Here is an 18,750-nt window from a genome sequence, read left to right on the forward strand (position 1 = left end):
CGTTCTTACATTGCCCGGAGAGTAGCCATGAAGTCCAAAGCCCGCCCCGCCACCGGCCGCCTGCTCTACGCCCAGTCCGGCGGGGTGACTGCCGTCATCAACGCGACGGCCGCGGGCGTGATCCAGAACGCCCGCAAGCACGGCATCAAAGTCTATGCGGCGCGCAACGGCATCTTGGGTGCGCTGCGCGAGGATTTGATCGATACAAGCAAGGACACCATGGCGGCCATCGAAGCCCTGCGCCATACCCCGGGCGGCGCGTTCGGTTCGTGCCGCTACAAGCTGAAATCGATCGAGGCCAACCGCGCCGAGTACGAGCGCCTGATCGACGTGCTGCGCGCCCATGACATCCGCTGGTTCCTCTACAACGGCGGCAACGACTCGGCCGACACGGCGCTGAAGATCTCGCAGATTGGCAAAACGTTGGGCTACGACATTCGCTGCATTGGCGTGCCCAAGACCGTCGATAACGATCTGGCTGTCACCGACTGCTGCCCGGGTTTCGGTTCCGTTGCGAAGTACACGGCCGTGTCCACACTCGAGGCGAGCCTCGATGTTGCGTCGATGGCCGACACGTCGACAAAGGTCTTCATCCTCGAAGTAATGGGCCGTCACGCCGGATGGATCGCCGCTGCCTCAGGACTCGCGGGCGAAGGCCCCGATCAGGCGCCGCACATCATTCTTTTCCCCGAGCGCGTATTCGAGGAGAAAGCGTTTATCGACAAGGTGAAGGCAACGGTCGAACGTGTGGGTTGGTGCACCGTGGTCGCATCGGAAGGCATTCGCAATGCCGAAGGCCAATTCCTTGCCGAAGCGGGCACGCGCGACTCGTTCGGTCACGCACAACTCGGTGGCGTTGCACCGGTGCTTGCCGCACTCGTCAAAGAAAAACTCGGTTTCAAATACCATTGGGCGCTGCCTGATTATTTGCAACGCTCGGCACGCCATATGGCGTCCAAATCCGATGCAGAGCAAGCCTATGCGGTGGGTAAAGCCGCTGTGGACTACGCGCTCGCGGATATGAATGCTGTGATGCCGGTGATCGTACGCACTTCCGATTCACCTTACCGCTGGAAGATCGAATCCGCGCCGCTGGAAAAAATCGCCAATCGCGAAAAGAAAATGCCGAACAACTTCCTTACCAAGGACGGCTTCGGCATCACGGCGGCAGCGAGACGTTATCTCTCACCGCTGATCCAGGGTGAAGCGCCACCGCCGTATGGAAAAGATGGGTTGCCCAAATACGTGCAGCTCAAAAACACGGCAGTGAAACGCAAGTTGCCGGCCTTTTCGGCATAAGGAGAGATCGGCAAACCCGGGTTATCTGATCGATCTGCCCCGCAGCGATACACCTTTGATACACCTCAAGTCGCCGCTGTGCGGCGCCTCAGGCAAACCGCTGCGTTGCACAACACAGAATCTGCATATGTCTGCCTATACTCTCTGGAACACCTGCAATAGGTAACAAACACCGGGTGCCGCAGGTACCCGGCGTGATAGTTCACAACTGATGGGGAGGCACCGATGCTGCAGCAGTACGGCTTGTGGATCGCGTTGGCTTGCGCGGTCGTGGCGATTTTGTATGGAGCTTTTTCAGTGCGTTGGGTGTTGGCGAAGTCGCCAGGCAACGAACGTATGCAGCAAATTGCTTCCGCTATTCAGGAGGGCGCTCGCGCCTATTTGAACCGGCAATACCGCACCATTGCGATCGTGGGCGTGGTGTTGCTGGTCATCATCGGATTCGCGCTGGACTGGGGTACAGCGATAGGTTTTGCGATCGGTGCGGTGCTGTCCGGCGCCACCGGTTATATCGGCATGAATGTGTCGGTGCAGGCGAACGTGCGTACGGCCGAAGCCGCACGCGGCGGTCTCTCTCCCGCACTGAACGTCGCGTTCCGCGGCGGTGCGATTACCGGCATGCTCGTAGTCGGCTTGGCTTTGCTCGGCGTCGCGGGTTATTACGGTTTGCTGACGCACTTCGGTTACGACACCGATCATGCGCTGCACGCCATGGTCGGCCTCGCGTTCGGTTCCTCGCTCATTTCGATCTTCGCGCGACTGGGCGGCGGCATCTTCACCAAAGGTGCTGACGTGGGTGCTGACCTCGTTGGCAAGGTGGAAGCAGGCATTCCGGAAGACGATCCGCGCAATCCCGCGGTGATCGCGGACAACGTGGGCGACAACGTCGGCGACTGCGCAGGCATGGCGGCCGACTTGTTCGAAACCTACGCGGTGACGCTGATTGCCAGCATGTTGCTGGGTGGCGTGCTGGGCGATACGGTCGGGCCCAATGCCGTGCTTTATCCGTTGATACTCGGCGGCGCGTCGATCATCGCATCGGTGATTGGTACGTTCTTTGTGCGTGCCGGTGCGGGCACCAAGATCATGAGTGCGCTCTATAAAGGCGTGTGGGTTTCCGCATTGCTGGCTGCCGTGGCGTTCTGGCCGATCACCAAAATACTGATGGGCGATACGGCGCTCGGCTTCACACATCTTTATGGAAGCGCACTGATCGGTCTGGTGCTGACCGGCATTATCGTGGTGATTACCGAGTACTACACCGCCACCGAGTACGCGCCGGTTCGCCATATTGCGAAATCTTCGACCACAGGCCATGCGACGAACATGATTGCCGGCCTTGGCGTGTCGATGAAATCGACAGCGCTTCCGGTGCTCGCAGTGTGTGCCGCCATTTGGGGCGCTTATGTGTTGGCCGGTTTGTACGGCATTGCGATTGCCGCGACGGCGATGTTGTCGATGACGGGCATGGTGGTTGCACTCGATGCATTCGGACCCATCACCGACAACGCAGGCGGTATCGCCGAAATGGCGGAACTCCCGCCGGAAGTGCGTGGCGTGACCGATCCGCTCGATGCCGTCGGCAACACCACGAAAGCGGTGACGAAGGGTTACGCGATTGGTTCGGCAGGCCTCGCCGCACTGGTGCTATTCGCCGATTACACGCATCGCCTGGCAATCGATCATCCCGGCAAAGTGTTCACGTTCGATCTTTCCGATCACCGCGTGATTGTCGGTTTGCTGATCGGCGGCATGATTCCCTACCTCTTCGGCGCGATGGCGATGGAAGCGGTGGGTCGTGCAGCGGGTGCGGTGGTAGAAGAAGTGCGCCGCCAGTTCCGCGACATCCCGGGCATCATGCAGGGTACGGCGAAACCGGATTATTCGCGCGCGGTGGATATGCTGACCAAGTCCGCCATCAACGAAATGCTGGTGCCATCGCTGTTGCCGGTGCTGATTCCGATCCTCGTCGGTTTCATTCTCGGCCCGATTGCACTGGGTGGCTTGCTGATCGGCACTATCGTCACCGGTTTGTTCGTCGCCATCTCGATGACCACCGGCGGCGGCGCGTGGGACAACGCCAAGAAGTACATCGAGGATGGCAACTTCGGCGGCAAGGGTTCCGATGCGCACAAAGCTGCAGTGACCGGCGATACCGTGGGCGATCCGTACAAGGACACCGCCGGCCCTGCGGTCAATCCGTTGATCAAGATCATCAACATCGTGGCGCTGTTGTTGATTCCGTTGCTTTGAGTGTTCCTTCCGATATCCCTCGCCTGACTGGGCGAGGGATATTTCACCGTCTACGTCCAGCTCACCTCACCGTCATTCCGGCGCAGGCCGGAATCCAGTGTCCGAGCAGATGGCTGTGCGTATGTCTATGTGCGGTTAAAGCCACTGGATTCCGGCCTGCGCCGGAATGACGGTGAGGTACAAAAGACGGTGAGGTAGTGAGGATGCCTTCCGCTTAGTGCACGCTTGGCACAGCCAGGAACGTCGAACTCACACCCGATATCGCATTCGTCGACTGCCCCGTAATCTGCCCGACATCGTTAATGTCATTCGCAGACACCAATTGATCGGTAAAACCGGGCGCCACCAACGTATTCATATCGACAATCGCGCCGTTCCGCCATAGCACCGCCCGGCAACCGTTCGCACCGCACGATTCGCCGACCACAAGACCTTCATCGTTGATGCCAAGCGCTTGGCTGGTCGTGTCACCAGGCAATGTGCCCAGATCGCGCATGCCGGTAAACGGCGTCCAGATAAACGCATGCACATTGAAATTACCGGGATCTCCGCCACCGGGCGCATTCGCGAATCCCACCACCGTGCCGCGCTGATTGATCGCCATGGGCGTGTTCCAAGCAGCAACGCCAAGGCTGCCGAGATTGATGACGGTATTCCCCTGCCACATCACAGCGTGAATCGCCGTGAAGCGACCGACGGCCTGATCGCAGATGCCGGAAATGCCGACAATCTGCCCGCTGTTGTTGATCGCCGTCGCTGCACCCGAGGTATCGGTACCGATCAACGGCAACGCATGAACGTCGTTGTCATCGGGCCCCCACACCACCGGTTTGAACTGCAACACCTGCGTGGAACCTAGCGTGCACGTAGGATCGTGCACCGTATTTTCCGCCCATCCGACGATCAGCCCAAAATCATTCGCACCGGTGGCAAATCCATTGTTGCCACCGAGGGTCGGCAACGCCTGCATATGCCCCCATCGCCAAACGAAGCCGACACAGACGTGCCCGGTAACCGTGGGAAAGAATGCCGAGCAGCTCCAGTTTTCACCCAGTGGATCGACCTGCGCCGTTTCTGCCACACCAACCAGCACGCCAAAGTCGTTTTTCACCGGCCACAGAACAGCACTGTTGGCGCCACCCAGCGTACCCAAATCCAACGTCGCGCCGTTCAGCCACGCCGCAGCATGCGTGCTCTGATTACCCGGAAGATTGGAAGACCCGCTGACCAGTCCAAAATTGTTAATGCTGCTGCCGCCGCTGGATGTGCCACCCAGCGAGCCAAGATTGCGAACCTGGTATTGAATGGTCGATGCGGCCGCTTGATCCTGCATTGTCATCTGGCCTGCGAAACACGCAGCCACCACCATCACGCTCGTGATCCGATGCATGGGATGCTCCTTCACTCAGTTGTAACGACATACAGCCGTGGGGACGAACGGCTTCAGCTTGGCCGCTCCGGACTAGCTGGAAAAGCGCCACTTTTGTGATACCCGCTAGTCCGGTCCGCGCTATAGTCGGCGCATGCGTCGGTGGGAATTGACCATTGCGCTCGACTCCAGGCACGAACTGCCGATCTTTCTGCAGCTCGCCAATGCGATTGCGCATGACATTCGCAGCGGACGACTGAAAACCGGCGAACCGTTGCCGGGCACGCGCGAACTTGCCGAACAGCTTTCCATCAATCGCAATACAGTGGTGGCCGGCTATGAAGAGCTTGCTGCCGAAGGCTTGGTAAGCACGCGCGTAGGTGGCGGTACGTTCGTCGCCGCGCCCATGCACACCGAAGCGCACACCGTTGCGCCCACCAGCGACACCCCAACCTACGCGCTGGCAACACCTGCATGCGCGTTGCCGCCCGTGGTGGCACCGGCACCCGGTACGCTGGTTATCGGAAACAGTTTGCCCGATACGCGCCTGTTTCCCGCCGCCGCGCTTACGCGCGCATTCCGGCGCGCCATTGCGCAGCGCGGTCATTCACTGCTCGGCTATGCCGATCCATGCGGTCATCGCCGCTTGCGCGAAGAACTCGCCAATATGCTCGGCAGCACACGCGGCTTGCCTGCAACACCAGACTGCTTGATGGTGACGCGAAGCCTGGAACAAGCGATCGATCTGGTTGCGCGCATGCTGCTGCGGCCGGGTGACGTGGTCGCGGTGGAAGCATTCGGTTATCCGCCAGCGTGGAACATGCTGAGCCTGACGGGTACCAAGCTGATGCCGGTACCACTCGATGAAAACGGACTCGATGTGGAAGCGCTGAAAACGTTGCTGTGCAGGCAACGCATTCGCGCAGTGTTTCTCACACCTCACCATCAATTCCCGACGACCAGCGTGATGTCGCCATCGCGGCGCGCGCGTCTTGCACAGCTGGCGCTATCACATAACTTCGCGATCATCGAAGACGATTACGATCACGAGTTTCACTACAACGGCAAACCCGTTCTACCGATTGCGTCAGGCCCGGGACGCGCGAACGTGATTTACATCGGCTCACTTGCCAACTTGCTCGCACCCGGCATCAGCACCGGCTTCGTGCTGGCACCCCCCGCGGTATTCACGCAATTGGCCGCGCTGCGCGCCAACAGTGATGCACGCAGCGACGTCGCGATGGAAAGCGCCATTGCCGAATTGTTCGAAGACGGCGAATTGCTTCGCCATGTGCGTCGCATGCGCCGTGCCTATGGCGCGCGGCGCGATGCGCTTGTCGATGCGCTGAGGCAACAACTGGGCAGCGCTTTGCGCTTTCGCGTTCCCGAAGGCGGCATGGGTTTATGGGCACGCGTGGACGATTCGATCGATCTTCCCGCGTGGGTCCGTGAGGGCGCCAAGGAAGGTGTGCAATTCCTCAGCGGCGGACGCTACGACTTCCAGCAACGCGAACAGCCGTACATACGCCTTGGCTTCAGTTATCTCGACGAGAAAGAAATCGGCGAGGCCGTTCACCGCATGGCGCGTGCGTTGCCCAAGGCGAAAAAACGCACGCCACGCCCCTTCCGGGCAAGCCCCACCCTGCAAGGCCGCGCCTGACGCGCCAAAAGTGACGTCACAGGCAGCGCCCTGCTGACTTCCCTCACTGGCACTTTTTTCACGAACGTGCATGCTGGGCATTCCGCGCGACGGAGGGATCGCGCACATCACGGAGCGGAAGCATGAGCTTGAAGACATCGGCCCGTCTCGCCCTGGCGCTTGCCGTCATAATGGGCGGCATGACCCAGGCCCACGACGCAACACCAGCCACCGGCAGCAGCGCCGCCAGCGACGATCCTTATCTCTGGCTGGAAGACATTCATGGCGACCGCTCGATGGATTGGGTCAAGGCCCAGAACGCCATCACGCAAAAGCAGTTCGCCGATACACCCGAGTTCACGCATACCCGCGACCGCATTCTCGAAGTGCTCGATTCGGAAGCGAAGATTCCGTACGTCACCCGCATGGGCGATCACCTGTACAACTTCTGGCAGGACAAGGTGCACCCGCGCGGCATCTGGCGCCGCACCACGCTCGATCAATACCGCAAGACCGATCCACAGTGGGAAGTGTTGCTGGATATCGATGCGTTGAACAAAGCCGAAGGCAAGAAATGGGTGTTCAAGGGCGGCGATTGCCTCAAGCCCGCTTACACCAAATGTCTTGTGAACCTGTCGGCCGGCGGTGGCGACGCGGTGGAAGTGCGCGAGTTCGACATTCCCAGCAAGTCTTTCGTCAAAGACGGCTTCTTTGTGCCGATCGCCAAGACACAAGTGTCGTGGATCGATGACAACCACGTTTACATCGGCACCGACTTCGGCCCGGGCTCGATGACGAAGTCCAGCTATCCGCGCATTGCGAAGGTGTGGAAGCGCGGCACGCCGCTGAGTTCAGCTACCACGGTCTACGAAGGCAAGGACGCGGATCTCGCCGTCTCTGCTTATCACGATCGCACGCCCGGCTTCGAGCGTGATTTCATTACCGTCGCGCACGACTTTTTCCACAGCGACATGTATCAGCTCAAGGATGGCAAGCTGATTCACGTGGATGTACCGGAAGATGTCGCCAACGCCGATCCGCATCGCGAATGGCTGCTTGTGCAGCTGCGCGATGCGTGGACGACCGGCAGCACCACGTATCCATCCGGCGCATTGATCGCAATCAAGTACGACGACTTCATGGCCGGCAAACGTCAGTTCACGACGCTGTTCACACCGGACCAGCACACGGCACTGTCCAGTTTTATGTGGACGCGTCATCACCTGATCCTCAATGTGATGGACGACGTGAAAAGCCGTCTCGACGTGCTGACACCCAAAGCCGATGGCACCTGGGCGAATGAAGCGATGCCCGGCGCACCGCAATTCAGCACCGTGGATGTCGTCGATACCGATCCGGACAACACCGACGAATACTGGCTCACCGTCACGGGTTTCCTGACCCCGTCATCGCTCGAACGCGGCGTGCTGGGCAAGGAACAGGCGACGACGATCAAGCAGAGTCCGCCGTTCTTCGACGCGTCGAAGTATGTGGTGAGCCAGCATTTCGTTGCATCGCGCGACGGCACCCAGGTGCCCTACTTCGAGATCGATCCGAAGGGCATCAAGCTCGATGGCAAGAACCGCACGTTGCTTTACGGTTACGGCGGATTCGAAGTGGCCCTGCAGCCGTACTACAGCGGCAGCGTCGGCCGCTCCTGGCTTGATCGCGGTGGCGTGTATGTCGTCGCCAACATTCGTGGCGGCGGCGAGTACGGCCCGCGTTGGCATCAGGCGGCGCTTCAGGCAAATCGTCTTCGTGCTTATGAAGACTTCGCGGCCGTCGCGCAGGATCTGGTCAAGCGTGGTGTTACCTCACCGGCACATCTGGGTGCGGAAGGCGGCAGCAACGGCGGCCTGTTGATGGGCAACATGCTCACGCTCTATCCGCAGCTGTTCGGTGCCATTGCGTGCGAAGTGCCGTTGCTCGACATGAAGCGCTACACGCACCTGTCGGCAGGCGCATCGTGGATTGCCGAATACGGCGACCCGGACGATCCGAAGCAATGGGCTTTCATCAAGACGTTCTCGCCCTATCAGAACGTGAAAGCGGGCGAGAGCTATCCGCCGGTGCTGTTCTTCACCACTACCAGCGACGATCGCGTCGGCCCCGTACAGGCCCGCAAGATGGCCGCGAAGATGGAAGCCATGGGCTACAAGAACGTGTGGTTCTACGAGAACACCGAAGGTGGCCACGGCGCAGGCGCCGACAACAAGCAGGCGGCGTACATGCATGCGCTGACCTACAGTTTCCTGTGGGACCGCCTGCAATAAAACCGTGATGGGCGTCCAGATGCCGCGCGCGTCTGGACGCCCAAACCGGGCGCGCAAGCATGCTGCTGTGGCATGCTTTGCCCATGAAATCGCACCTCCCCATCCGTCCCGAACTGCGCGACTGGATTCTCACGACCACACGCGCCGGCCACAGCGTCGACGAAGTCCTGCGCCTGATGCACGAGACCGGCTACGACCCGCGGCAAAGCCGCAGCATCGTCGCCACCGTGCTCAACATGCCCGTCTCGGCACTCGATGCGCATACGCAAGCGCCGAAGGTGCAACAGGGGCGCCGCACCCGTCATCCCGAACCGCCGCGCATGACGATTGACGGACGCAGCTTCAACGTCTCCACCTGCATTGAAAGACCGATCGTTCGCGTGCTCGACGATTTTCTTTCCGCCGACGAATGCGACGTGCTGATCGAGCAGGCCAAGCCGCGCCTGCAACGCGCCAAAACGGTGGATAGCGGCGGCAAGCAACAGATCGACGCGCGACGCACGAGCGAAGGCATGTTCTTCGGCATCGGCGAATCGCCGCTGATCAAGCGCATCGAAGCGCGCATCGCGACGATGCTGAGCATTCCCGTCGATCACGGTGAAGGTCTGCAGGTGCTGCATTACCTCCCCGGACAACAGTACGAACCGCATTACGACTGGTTCGATCCCGAGCAACCCGGTTTTGCCGCGATCACCGCCAAAGGCGGCCAGCGCATCGCCAGCCTGGTCATGTATCTCAACACGCCCGATAGCGGTGGCGGCACAGCGTTTCCGGAAGTCGGTTTGACTGTGACGGCGCTGCGCGGATCAGCCGTCTATTTCGCGTACGACACGGGCGATACCTCATCGTTGCATGCCGGTCTTCCGGTAACGAAAGGCGAGAAATGGATTGCGACCAAATGGCTGCGTGAGTGGCCGTTTCAAGTCTCACCCCAGGGCTAGGTGTGCAGCGTTACGATTTGTTCGCCGCCCAACGCGCACCCAACGCCACCGTCACTCCGATCACCAGATGCACGACGATGCTGAGGATGATCCAACTCGCAATCACCGGTCCCCTCGGCGCTGCCGATAGCGGCACCACGACGTGATTCATCGTCACGTAGAGCACGAGTCCATACAAAAGACCCCATAGCCAGGGTTTTGCGTTCAACGCCTTGATCCGTCGGCTGGTCACGTAATACGTGCCGACCATCAGCGAGATCATGAAATATTGCAGAACCACGCCAAGCAGCACGGTGTTTTCGCCGCCCGCGAAGGCGCGCTTGCCGAGCAACCCGGATGCGATGTTCTGGATCAGCCGCGCAGGAGGCACGTCATAGGTCGCATGCCAGTACGTGCAGGCAAAAATCAGGTCGCCCGTTGCCAGCAAAAAGACGATGGCCGCGGCGGATATGACGTAGCGATTCATAGGCCCCGAACCATGTCGCGTCTGCAAATCGGTATGCGCTGTCGACATCGGCAACCTTCCGAATGCGTGGAACCGGCCTGAGAGTGCCCGCATACCTTACAGAGAAGCCCGCGGAGTGGTCGTGAGATGGAACCACTCCGCGGGTGGGGACACATGGGAGACGTCGCCGGGGTAACTGGGGGACCTCTGGGGAAGGTAGTCAGTTGTGTCTGGTGCCTGCGACGAGCCCAGACTAGGTATCCTGGCACATTCCCTCCATAGCCAATTTGCCGATATTTTCCAGTACCAATTGGAGCGTTGGCATACTGGAGGGATCGGGTGTACCTGGAACTCGACGGCCAAGGGCCGCTTTATGACCAACTGACGCGCGCCCTGAAGCTCGCCATTCGGGACGGGCGCATCACGGTCGGCACGCAACTCCCGCCCACGCGCGAGCTGGCCGAGGAGCTGGAGCTTTCGCGCACCACCGTTCTGGCGGCCTACGAGCAGCTGCGCGCGGAAGGCTTTATCGATGGCCGGGTCGGCTCAGGCAGTTATGTGAGCGACCTTCACGCCAGGCCGATCACCCATCCCAGCAACGTCCCCATTGCGGCGCCTTCACGCTACGCGCAGCGCGCCCGGGAAGTGCGCAACTGGGATATTGCGCGGCTTCACCGCGGCCTGCGTTACGACATGCAATACGGCAATCCGATCTTGAACCCGGCGCTCAACAACGCCTGGGGACGCGAATTGACCCGTGCAGCGGCCTATACGCGCCTGAATATCAGTGAGGTCGCAGGGCTTTTAGCCCTGCGTAAGCAAACCTGCGATTACCTGGCCCGCCGGCGCGGCATCCAGATTCAACCGGACGATATCGTGATCGTCAGCGGCACACAGCAGGCGATCGAGCTGACCGCCCGCGTGCTGGTGAACGAAGGCGATCGGGTGGTGTTGGAAGAACCGCATTACTTCAGCGCACATCAGGCACTGGTTGCGCATGGTGCGGAACTGGTGCCGGTGCGTGTCGACGATGAAGGTCTCGTCTGCAGCGAACTTCCGGAAGAATCGCCACGACTGATCGTCGTCACTCCCTCGCATCAATTTCCAACCGGCGCCGTGCTCTCCATGCAACGGCGGCAGCAATTGCTGCAATACGCCGAGCAGCATCAGTGCTGGATTCTGGAAGACGATTACGACGGCGAGTTTCGCTACGACGCGCATCCGCTGGCCGCCTTGCGCGCGCTCGACGAACTGGATCGGGTGATTTACGTCGGCACGTTTTCCAAAGTGATGTTTGGCGGCTTGCGCCTGGGCTACATCGTGTTGCCCGCCACGCTTCGCGGCGACTTCATCAACGCAAAATACCTCAACGACATTGCCTGCCCAGTCATCGAACAAGCGGCACTGGCCCATTTCATGGAAGATGGCGGTTTCGAACGGCACTTGCGACTGGCGCGCAAGGAACTGAAAACGCGCCGCGAAGCGTTGATGGCCGGCCTGAAGGAATACGCGCGAGATCGCGTGACGATCTGCGATACACCATCGGGCATGCATCTCACCGTTTGGTTGCGTGGCTACGACGGTGCGCGCACTCAGGCGCTAGTCGAGTACGCGCATGATCGTGGTTTAGGCCTTCACCCGATGGCGCCGCTTTATCTGAATACCCCAGATAGACAAGGATTGCTTCTCGGTTATTGCGGCTTATCGGCGCCCGACCTGCGTGAAGCAGCGCAGCTGTTCGGAGAGTGCCTGGATCACTTCGAGCTGCACTGACGCTTTTTTTCGCAGTTGCACGTGATGCGAGTGCGTTTCCTCGCACTCGTATTTCCGTCGCGACATAAATAGCAACTTTAAAAAACGACACAAACAATCATGCTCATATAGCCTGCGGCGAAGCTTTCATTCTTTGAGCAACGCCTTAAGCGTCAACGACGTGTACAACCTGCGCATGACTACGCCCGTTCTGTGTATGCGCGCTACTCGCGGAAACTCTAAACGCATCGCACGGTTACGTCTGGACATGGCTATCATGCCTGGTGGACGCCAAGGCTCCTCAATCAACAGGTATCACTATTGACTATGAAAGTCTGCGCCGCTCTCTTCTGTGCACTGTTCTCTTGTTCGTGCCTGGTTTACGCCGGAGGCAACGAGCTGCCACTGATTCCCCTGCCCTCAAAGGTGGATCAGCACGAAGGGCAGCTGGTGGTGGGTCCAGGAACGACTATTCGCGTCGATTCCTCCGACACCGCGGCTCTTCGCGTGGCTCATGCCTTTTCCGACATGCTCGCGCGAATCGGCGGCCCGACTTTGCTTATCGCCGCAGGGGCGACGAGGACGGAGCACGCCGCCAACGGAGTCAGAGAGATTGTGATTCGGCTCGACCCGAATGCGTCGGTCACGCAGCGTGAAGGCTATGTGCTGGACGTGTCGCCCGGTGGGGCGCGCATCGTGGCACGCGATGAGAGCGGTCTTTACTACGGGGCCGTCACCCTGTGGCAGCTGCTGACGGCCAATCAGAACGGCAAGACGTTCACCGCACACGCCGTACACATCGAAGATTGGCCGCAATTCGCATGGCGGGGCTTGATGATCGATTCGGCGCGGCATATGCAAAGCGTTACCGAGATCGAAAGCATTCTCGATCAGATGGCCTTGCACAAGCTCAACATGCTGCATTGGCATCTAACCGATGATCAAGGCTGGCGCATCGAGATAAAGCGTTATCCGGAGCTGACGCGCATCGGTGCGTGGCGCACGCCGCCCGATGCCGGCAAGAATGGCGAATTGACTCGTTACGGCGGCTTCTATTCGCAAGATGAAATCAAGCAAGTGGTGGCCTATGCCGCCGCGCGGCACATCACCATCGTGCCGGAGCTGGACATGCCCGGCCACGCACAAGCCGCCGTCGCCTCTTATCCGCAATTCGGCGTGACGGGCGAACGCCCCGAAGTGTCGGCCGATTGGGGTATCAATCCCTATCTGTACAACGTCGACGACAACACGTTTCAATTCCTCCAGAACGTGCTCGATGAAGTAATGACATTGTTCCCTTCGCGCTACATCCATCTGGGAGGCGACGAAGCCATCAAGGATCAGTGGAACGCATCGCCAGCGGTTCAAGCGAAGATGCGCGCAGTCGGCGTGAAGAATGCGGATCAGCTGCAAAGCTGGTTCATGGGCCGCCTTGGCCAATATCTGCACGATCACGGCCGGCACCTCATCGGATGGGACGAGATTCTCGATGGCGGTGCTCCCGGCGATGCGGTAGTGATGTCGTGGCGTGGCACAAATGGCATCGAAAAAGCCATCCATGCGGGACATGACGTGGTGGTCGCGCCCGACCCTTACCTCTATCTCGATTATGTGCAGAGCGATCGCGACGACGAGACGGCCGGTCGTCTGCCGATGCGTAGCCTGCAAGCCGTCTACGATTTCCAAGTCGCACCGAAAGGATTGTCGCCGCAGCAAGCGCAGCTGATTCTTGGCGCCCAGGCCAATGTGTGGACTGAACACATGCCGAGCGATGCGCATCTGCAACACGCGATCTTTCCGCGCCTGGATGCCGTTTCGGAAATCGTATGGACGCCGGTAGGCGAACAAAATTGGCCGAGCTTCCTTGCGCGCCTTCCCACGCAGCTAGATCGTTATCGCCGTGAGGATATTCAGTACGCCGATAGCGCGTTCGCCGTAAAGATCGACGTCAATCGCCAGCAAGCGCTCGCTAGCGGCAAAGCACGCGTGACGCTTTCCAATCAGATTCAGGGCGAAACGATTCGCTACACCGTGGATGGCACCGCACCCGACAGCAATGCTGCGATCTATAAAGCGCCGTTCGACGTCACGCTGCCAACCACCGTACGTGCCGTCACGATGACGAGTGCAGGTCAAGCACTTGCCGAGGCACGCGAGCGCGTGATTGACGATGAAAGTCTGCGCAGCGTGGCAGGAAATGAACTTTCCGCCTGTCCCACGCCGAACGTCGACGAGATGCGTGCCCAACCTACGCCCGACGCAACATCGTTTACGCCGGTCTATACCATCAACAACTTCGATAACTGTCGACTTTCTCGCGCCCTTCCACTCGACGGTGTAAAAAGCATTGCGGTTGATCTGGCACGCCTTCCTCGCAATGTCGCGCTTGCGCAGGATGCTCACTTGATCGTGCAGCATAAAGCGGCAACGCCGCATGGCGAGATGGAATTGCGTGTCGATCATTGCAGCGGCCCGGCGTTGACTGTGGTTCCGTTACCGGATCCGGCCACTTCACCCGGCACGTTTACGCTCCAAACCAAGCTGCCGCTCACGCGTGGCATGCACACCGTATGCATTCTCACTACTACGGCGCCGCACGATCCTTACTACGGTGTAGGTCGCCTGCAGTTACACACCGCCGACACCGCTCCAGCAAATCAACATCCATGAGCAACGCATCGGCGCAGTGGCATTTCGATCCACGCGTGGCTTCGCTCGCGTATGCCCTCGTTTTCGTCGCTTTTTGGTGGCGATTGTCTGGATCATGGATCGGCACCGGATTTATCTGAAGCTTTGACATCCGGCCGAGCTGCCCCATGGTGCGCCGCGGCAAGGATTGCCGTATCCTGAGTAGCTTTCCCACGCTTTGGATAGATGTAAGGAGTGCCCCATGGGTTTGGATATGGTTAGCGCCGGCCGCGACGTGCCGAATGAAATCAACGTCGTTATCGAGATTCCGAAGGATGCGGAACCGGTCAAATACGAGGTGGACAAGGAAAGTGGCGCGATCTTCGTGGATCGCATTCTCTCCACCCCCATGCGCTACCCCTGCAATTACGGCTACGTGCCGGGCACGCTGGGCGGCGATGGCGATCCGCTGGACGCGCTGGTGATCCTGCCGCTGCCGCTGATCCCCGGTTCGGTGATCCGCTGCCATCCGGTCGGCATGCTGCACATGACGGACGAAGCCGGTAGCGACGAAAAGCTGCTCGTGATTCCGTCTTCGAAGATCTTCCCGGGTTACTCGCACATCGAGGACATCAAGGGTGTGTCGCCGCACTGGCTGGAACGCATCGGCCACTTTTTCGAGCACTACAAGGATCTCGAGAAAGGCAAATGGGTGAAGATCGAAGGCTGGGTCGGCGCGGAAGAGGCCAAGGCCGAAATTCGAGCCGGCATCGAACGCCATAAAAAGCACAAGAACTGATCCATCATTTGGATGGCCAAACGGCGCGTCTTCCGTGGAGGGCGCGCTTTTTTATTGGGCGACTTTTATTGAGCTATCTTCAAGCCACGTTTCCACAATGGCATGTCGCGAAACTGCCCGGCCAAAAAGTCGACAAATGTCGAGCACCTCAGGCGTAATCGGGGAATGGCCGACTATCCATTTTCTGCACATTCGTTTGACTATGAGAGTCCAGAGATTCAGGAGGCATCATCATGAAAGCCATTGCACTAACGCGATACCTGCCCATCGACGACCCGCAATCACTGATGGAAGTTGAACTTCCCACACCGGCAATCGGCGAGTACGACCTGCTGGTGCGCATCGAAGCGGTATCGGTCAATCCGGTGGATACCAAGGTTCGCTCGCCCAAGCCACAGGTGGAAGCGCAGCCGCGCGTGCTTGGTTACGACGCAGCGGGTGTCGTCGAGGCAGTCGGTGCGTCCGTAAAAGCTTTCAAACCCGGTGATGAGGTGTATTACGCGGGCGATATCACGCGTGCCGGAAGCAATGCACAGTATCAGGCGGTAGACGCACGCCTTGCAGCGCTTCGCCCGCGCAAACTCAGCGCGGCGGAATCCGCCGCGTTGCCGCTCACGGCGATCACCGCATGGGAACTGTTGTTCCAGCGCATGCCGTATGACAGCGAACATGGCGGCAAGGGAAAATCATTGCTGATCATCGCGGGTGCGGGCGGTGTTGGATCGATTGCGATTCAACTGGCGCGGCGCGCCGGCTTCACCGTCATCGCCACGGCATCGCGTCCGGAAACGCAGGCATGGTGCCGTGCGATGGGTGCGCAGCATGTGATCGATCATCGTCAATCGCTTGCGCCGCAGTTGTCGGCACTCGGTTTCTCACAGATCGACGCTGCCATGAATCTCGCGGACACCGTACGCTACTGGGACGTTTTGGGCGAATTGCTTGCGCCCGAGGGGCATGTTGGACTGATCGTCGAGCCCAGCGCTCCGCTCCATATCGGCGATCCGTACAAGGCGAAATGCATCGGCATTCACTGGGAGATGATGTTCGCGCGCCCGCGCTTCAAAACGCCGGACATGGCGGAACAAGGACGCATACTGGCGCGCGTGGCGTCGCTGGTCGACAGCGGGGAATTGCGCAGCATTCAGCAAGAATCACTCAGCCCCATCAACGCCGAAAACATGCGCGAAGCGCATCGCCGATTGGAATCGGGCACAACCATCGGCAAACTGGTGGTGTCGGGCTGGTGATGAAAAACCTGCTCTCCGTACGTAAAAGCACGGAGAGCAATTGCCTGAATTGCTTACTTGCGCTTGGATTTCGCCGGCGCCGGTTTGGCGGGCTCGCCTTTCTTGCCAAGCTCATCCAGCAACGTAGATAGATCCTCGGCGTGCTCTTCCTCCATCGCAAGAATCCCTTCCATCAAACGGCGCGACGTCGAATCGTTGTTACCAAGGTAATCCACTATCTCGCGATAGCTGTCGATGGCGATGCGTTCAGCGACGAGATCTTCCTTGATCATGTCGACCAGATCGTCGCCTTCCACATAGTCGGCGTGGCTACGTGAGAGCAAACCTTCGGGATTGAAATTCGGCGCACCGTCCAGCTGCGTGATGCGCTCGGCAATCAGGTCCGCATGACCCTGCTCTTCATTGGCATGTTCGAGGAATTCCGCCGCGACGCTTTTCGCATGGATGCCCTTGGCCATGTAGTAATGCCGCTTGTAGCGCAGCACGCATACGATCTCGGTGGCGAGCGCCTCGTTCAAAATCTTCACCACGACCTTGCGATCGGCCTTGTAACCGGGGGTGATGGCGCCCTGATCGATGTGCTCGCGCGCGCGTTTGCGGATGGTCTCGATGTCGCTCAGAAACGGCTTGGCCGCCATGGCGGTCTCCTTGTAGCGATGGCTTGAGGATGAAGGCGATCCATCCTCACGTCACCGACGCGAAGTACCGGTGAAAATCCGGTAGTGAAGCCGTTCGACGTTCAGACTGTGGGACTTATCCGGGCAAGTTATAGTCGAAAACGTAGGCGTGTTTGCCCTGCTCGATCTGGATTTCCATCGTCCCGGTAAGACCGGTCAACGCGTCCGTACCCGAGTCAGGCACCACGGTAATCACCAGACTGGGAACGCCACGATTCATGATGCCGGTGTGCTGTAGCACGAAAGTGCCGCGCTTGCCGTGCAGCACGCCCGTCACGCGTTCCATGGCGACATAGCCGGCCGAACCCTGCACGCTGCTCATGGCAGCGATCATTTCGCCAAGGCTAGTCGCCTCCAGATCGCCATGAAATTGTTTGTCGATGGTCTGGCGCCCGAGATTGGCCGCTTCGATACCCTGTGTGGGCGGCTGTGGCGCGAGCTTTACGTCAAAAGGTCCAGTGGCCTGCATGACAGGAATCTCCGATTGGCTTTATGCCCGCGACATTAGTACAACTCAGACCCGTGACGATTGGAAAAACGCGACATACCCGGACAGATCGATGACGACCGGCGGCCCAGGTCTACCTCGCGGCGTTCTGCACCAGCGCCTGCAACACGGCGAATTTCAGCATGCCCGTCGCGCGCCATCGTCGCGTCTCGCCGGCTTGATCGAACACTATTGGCACGTATCGTGGGACTTGCGCGACCTGCCCGCGCAAACGCAGGAAACCCTGCCGCATCCCAATGTTCAGTACGTGGTCGAACCGGGGCTGACAGCCATCTATGGCGTACACACGGGCCGATTTACGCGCATGCTCGAAGGCCGCGGCCGCGTGTTCGGCATCAAGTTCAAGGCGGGAGGCTTTTTCCCGTTCTATGGACAGCCTGTATCCGGTTTGATGGATAGTTCGCTCGATCCATCAACGATTTTCGGTAGCTCTGCCGCCGGTTTTGAAAAGCAGATTCTTGCAGGCGACAGCATCGATGCAATGGCCGACGTTGCGGACCAGTTACTGCTCACGCATTTGCCTGCGGATGATCCGAACGTCGCGCGTGTCAGCACGCTTGTCGCCACAGTCGCGAACGACCGTAGCATCACGTCCGTTGAAGAATTGGCGTCGCGTGCAGCGCTAACCAAGCGCACATTGCAACGACTCTTCGATCAGTACGTCGGTGCAGGACCGAAATGGGTGATCAACCGTTATCGGCTTCATGAAGCCGTGGCGCAGCTGCAAGCGGGCGTAGCGATCGATTGGACGGAACTCGCGCTGGCACTGGGCTATTTCGATCAGGCCCATTTCATTCGCGACTTTCGCAAGCTGGTTGGGCGAACGCCTGCGGAATACGCGAACAAGGAACGTCAGCCGTAAGCGTGAAGACGTGCTGGATGGCTGTGGCAGCGCGCCACAGCCATCCGTCGTTGCA

General features: G+C 59.5%; 14 protein-coding genes. 10 read left to right on the forward strand and 4 right to left on the reverse strand.

The genetic code is table 11. From position 1 onward, the window contains the following. The first annotated feature begins 27 nt into the window (after window positions 1-27). The gene (locus EKH79_RS17240) at window positions 28-1,299 is read left to right on the forward strand and encodes a 6-phosphofructokinase (RefSeq protein WP_126675093.1); all 1,272 of its coding nucleotides are present in this window, start codon (window positions 28-30) and stop codon (window positions 1,297-1,299) included. A gap of 225 nt (window positions 1,300-1,524) precedes the next feature. After that, a complete protein-coding gene (locus EKH79_RS17245; RefSeq protein ID WP_126675094.1) occupies window positions 1,525-3,552 on the forward strand; it encodes a sodium-translocating pyrophosphatase in 2,028 nt (675 codons plus the stop codon). Window positions 3,553-3,766: 214 nt separating this feature from the next. Here EKH79_RS17245 and EKH79_RS17250 read toward each other — a convergent pair whose 3' ends face one another. Beyond that, window positions 3,767-4,942: a hypothetical protein gene (locus EKH79_RS17250; RefSeq protein ID WP_126675095.1), complete on the reverse strand. Its 1,176-nt coding sequence runs from the start codon at window positions 4,940-4,942 to the stop codon at window positions 3,767-3,769. 133 nt (window positions 4,943-5,075) lie between these two features. Here EKH79_RS17250 and pdxR (EKH79_RS17255) point away from each other — a divergent pair, with 133 nt between their 5' ends. The 3 genes from pdxR (EKH79_RS17255) (at window position 5,076) to EKH79_RS17265 (ending at window position 9,774) form a co-directional block, all read left to right on the forward strand. Beyond that, window positions 5,076-6,581 carry a MocR-like pyridoxine biosynthesis transcription factor PdxR gene (pdxR, locus tag EKH79_RS17255; RefSeq protein WP_126675096.1) on the forward strand — a complete coding sequence of 502 codons (1,506 nt, stop codon included), beginning with the start codon at window positions 5,076-5,078 and terminating at the stop codon, window positions 6,579-6,581. A 122-nt stretch (window positions 6,582-6,703) separates the two neighbouring features. Next, window positions 6,704-8,833: a prolyl oligopeptidase family serine peptidase gene (locus EKH79_RS17260; RefSeq protein WP_126675097.1), complete on the forward strand. Its 2,130-nt coding sequence runs from the start codon at window positions 6,704-6,706 to the stop codon at window positions 8,831-8,833. Between the two features lie 83 nt (window positions 8,834-8,916). Further along, the gene (locus EKH79_RS17265; RefSeq protein ID WP_126675098.1) at window positions 8,917-9,774 is read left to right on the forward strand and encodes a 2OG-Fe(II) oxygenase; all 858 of its coding nucleotides are present in this window, start codon (window positions 8,917-8,919) and stop codon (window positions 9,772-9,774) included. A 10-nt stretch (window positions 9,775-9,784) separates the two neighbouring features. Here EKH79_RS17265 and EKH79_RS17270 read toward each other — a convergent pair whose 3' ends face one another. Further along, entirely contained in the window at window positions 9,785-10,288 is a 504-nt protein-coding gene (locus EKH79_RS17270) for a hypothetical protein (RefSeq protein WP_126675099.1), read from the reverse strand. 270 nt (window positions 10,289-10,558) lie between these two features. Between EKH79_RS17270 and pdxR (EKH79_RS17275) the strand changes: the two genes are divergently transcribed. The 4 genes from pdxR (EKH79_RS17275) to EKH79_RS17290 all read left to right on the forward strand — a co-directional run bounded on the left by pdxR (EKH79_RS17275) (window position 10,559) and on the right by EKH79_RS17290 (window position 16,648). Then, window positions 10,559-11,992: a MocR-like pyridoxine biosynthesis transcription factor PdxR gene (gene pdxR, locus EKH79_RS17275; protein WP_126675100.1), complete on the forward strand. Its 1,434-nt coding sequence runs from the start codon at window positions 10,559-10,561 to the stop codon at window positions 11,990-11,992. 306 nt (window positions 11,993-12,298) lie between these two features. Beyond that, window positions 12,299-14,641: a beta-N-acetylhexosaminidase gene (locus EKH79_RS17280; RefSeq protein ID WP_233590397.1), complete on the forward strand. Its 2,343-nt coding sequence runs from the start codon at window positions 12,299-12,301 to the stop codon at window positions 14,639-14,641. A 220-nt stretch (window positions 14,642-14,861) separates the two neighbouring features. Then, on the forward strand, window positions 14,862-15,398 hold the full coding sequence (ppa, locus tag EKH79_RS17285; RefSeq protein WP_126675102.1) for an inorganic diphosphatase: 537 nt from the start codon (window positions 14,862-14,864) through the stop codon (window positions 15,396-15,398). A 233-nt stretch (window positions 15,399-15,631) separates the two neighbouring features. After that, the gene (locus EKH79_RS17290) at window positions 15,632-16,648 is read left to right on the forward strand and encodes a zinc-binding alcohol dehydrogenase family protein (protein ID WP_126675103.1); all 1,017 of its coding nucleotides are present in this window, start codon (window positions 15,632-15,634) and stop codon (window positions 16,646-16,648) included. Between the two features lie 53 nt (window positions 16,649-16,701). Here the strand turns inward: EKH79_RS17290 and EKH79_RS17295 are convergent, their stop codons facing one another. Together EKH79_RS17295 and EKH79_RS17300 are read right to left on the reverse strand one after the other, a co-directional pair. Next, window positions 16,702-17,286, reverse strand: a complete 585-nt coding sequence (locus tag EKH79_RS17295) for a ferritin-like domain-containing protein (RefSeq protein ID WP_126675104.1) — start codon at window positions 17,284-17,286, stop codon at window positions 16,702-16,704. Between the two features lie 115 nt (window positions 17,287-17,401). Then, a complete protein-coding gene (locus EKH79_RS17300; protein ID WP_126675105.1) occupies window positions 17,402-17,794 on the reverse strand; it encodes a DUF3224 domain-containing protein in 393 nt (130 codons plus the stop codon). A 91-nt stretch (window positions 17,795-17,885) separates the two neighbouring features. Between EKH79_RS17300 and EKH79_RS17305 the strand changes: the two genes are divergently transcribed. After that, complete coding sequence (locus EKH79_RS17305; protein ID WP_126675106.1) at window positions 17,886-18,695, forward strand: helix-turn-helix domain-containing protein; 810 nt, start codon at window positions 17,886-17,888, stop codon at window positions 18,693-18,695. The last annotated feature ends 55 nt before the right edge of the window (window positions 18,696-18,750 follow it).

Source organism: Dyella dinghuensis, assembly GCF_003977615.1.
Classification (GTDB): domain Bacteria; phylum Pseudomonadota; class Gammaproteobacteria; order Xanthomonadales; family Rhodanobacteraceae; genus Dyella_B; species Dyella_B dinghuensis.

What these genes read in the sequence shown, in the direction of transcription:
- EKH79_RS17240 (WP_126675093.1), top strand. Translation starts at nt 28, where the DNA reads ATGAAGTCCAAAGCCCGCCCCGCCACCGGCCGCCTGCTCTACGCCCAG.
- EKH79_RS17245 (WP_126675094.1), top strand. Translation starts at nt 1,525, where the DNA reads ATGCTGCAGCAGTACGGCTTGTGGATCGCGTTGGCTTGCGCGGTCGTG.
- EKH79_RS17250 (WP_126675095.1), bottom strand. Translation starts at nt 4,942, where the DNA reads ATGCATCGGATCACGAGCGTGATGGTGGTGGCTGCGTGTTTCGCAGGC.
- pdxR (WP_126675096.1), top strand. Translation starts at nt 5,076, where the DNA reads ATGCGTCGGTGGGAATTGACCATTGCGCTCGACTCCAGGCACGAACTG.
- EKH79_RS17260 (WP_126675097.1), top strand. Translation starts at nt 6,704, where the DNA reads ATGAGCTTGAAGACATCGGCCCGTCTCGCCCTGGCGCTTGCCGTCATA.
- EKH79_RS17265 (WP_126675098.1), top strand. Translation starts at nt 8,917, where the DNA reads ATGAAATCGCACCTCCCCATCCGTCCCGAACTGCGCGACTGGATTCTC.
- EKH79_RS17270 (WP_126675099.1), bottom strand. Translation starts at nt 10,288, where the DNA reads ATGTCGACAGCGCATACCGATTTGCAGACGCGACATGGTTCGGGGCCT.
- EKH79_RS17280 (WP_233590397.1), top strand. Translation starts at nt 12,299, where the DNA reads ATGAAAGTCTGCGCCGCTCTCTTCTGTGCACTGTTCTCTTGTTCGTGC.
- ppa (WP_126675102.1), top strand. Translation starts at nt 14,862, where the DNA reads ATGGGTTTGGATATGGTTAGCGCCGGCCGCGACGTGCCGAATGAAATC.
- EKH79_RS17290 (WP_126675103.1), top strand. Translation starts at nt 15,632, where the DNA reads ATGAAAGCCATTGCACTAACGCGATACCTGCCCATCGACGACCCGCAA.
- EKH79_RS17295 (WP_126675104.1), bottom strand. Translation starts at nt 17,286, where the DNA reads ATGGCGGCCAAGCCGTTTCTGAGCGACATCGAGACCATCCGCAAACGC.
- EKH79_RS17300 (WP_126675105.1), bottom strand. Translation starts at nt 17,794, where the DNA reads ATGCAGGCCACTGGACCTTTTGACGTAAAGCTCGCGCCACAGCCGCCC.
- EKH79_RS17305 (WP_126675106.1), top strand. Translation starts at nt 17,886, where the DNA reads ATGACGACCGGCGGCCCAGGTCTACCTCGCGGCGTTCTGCACCAGCGC.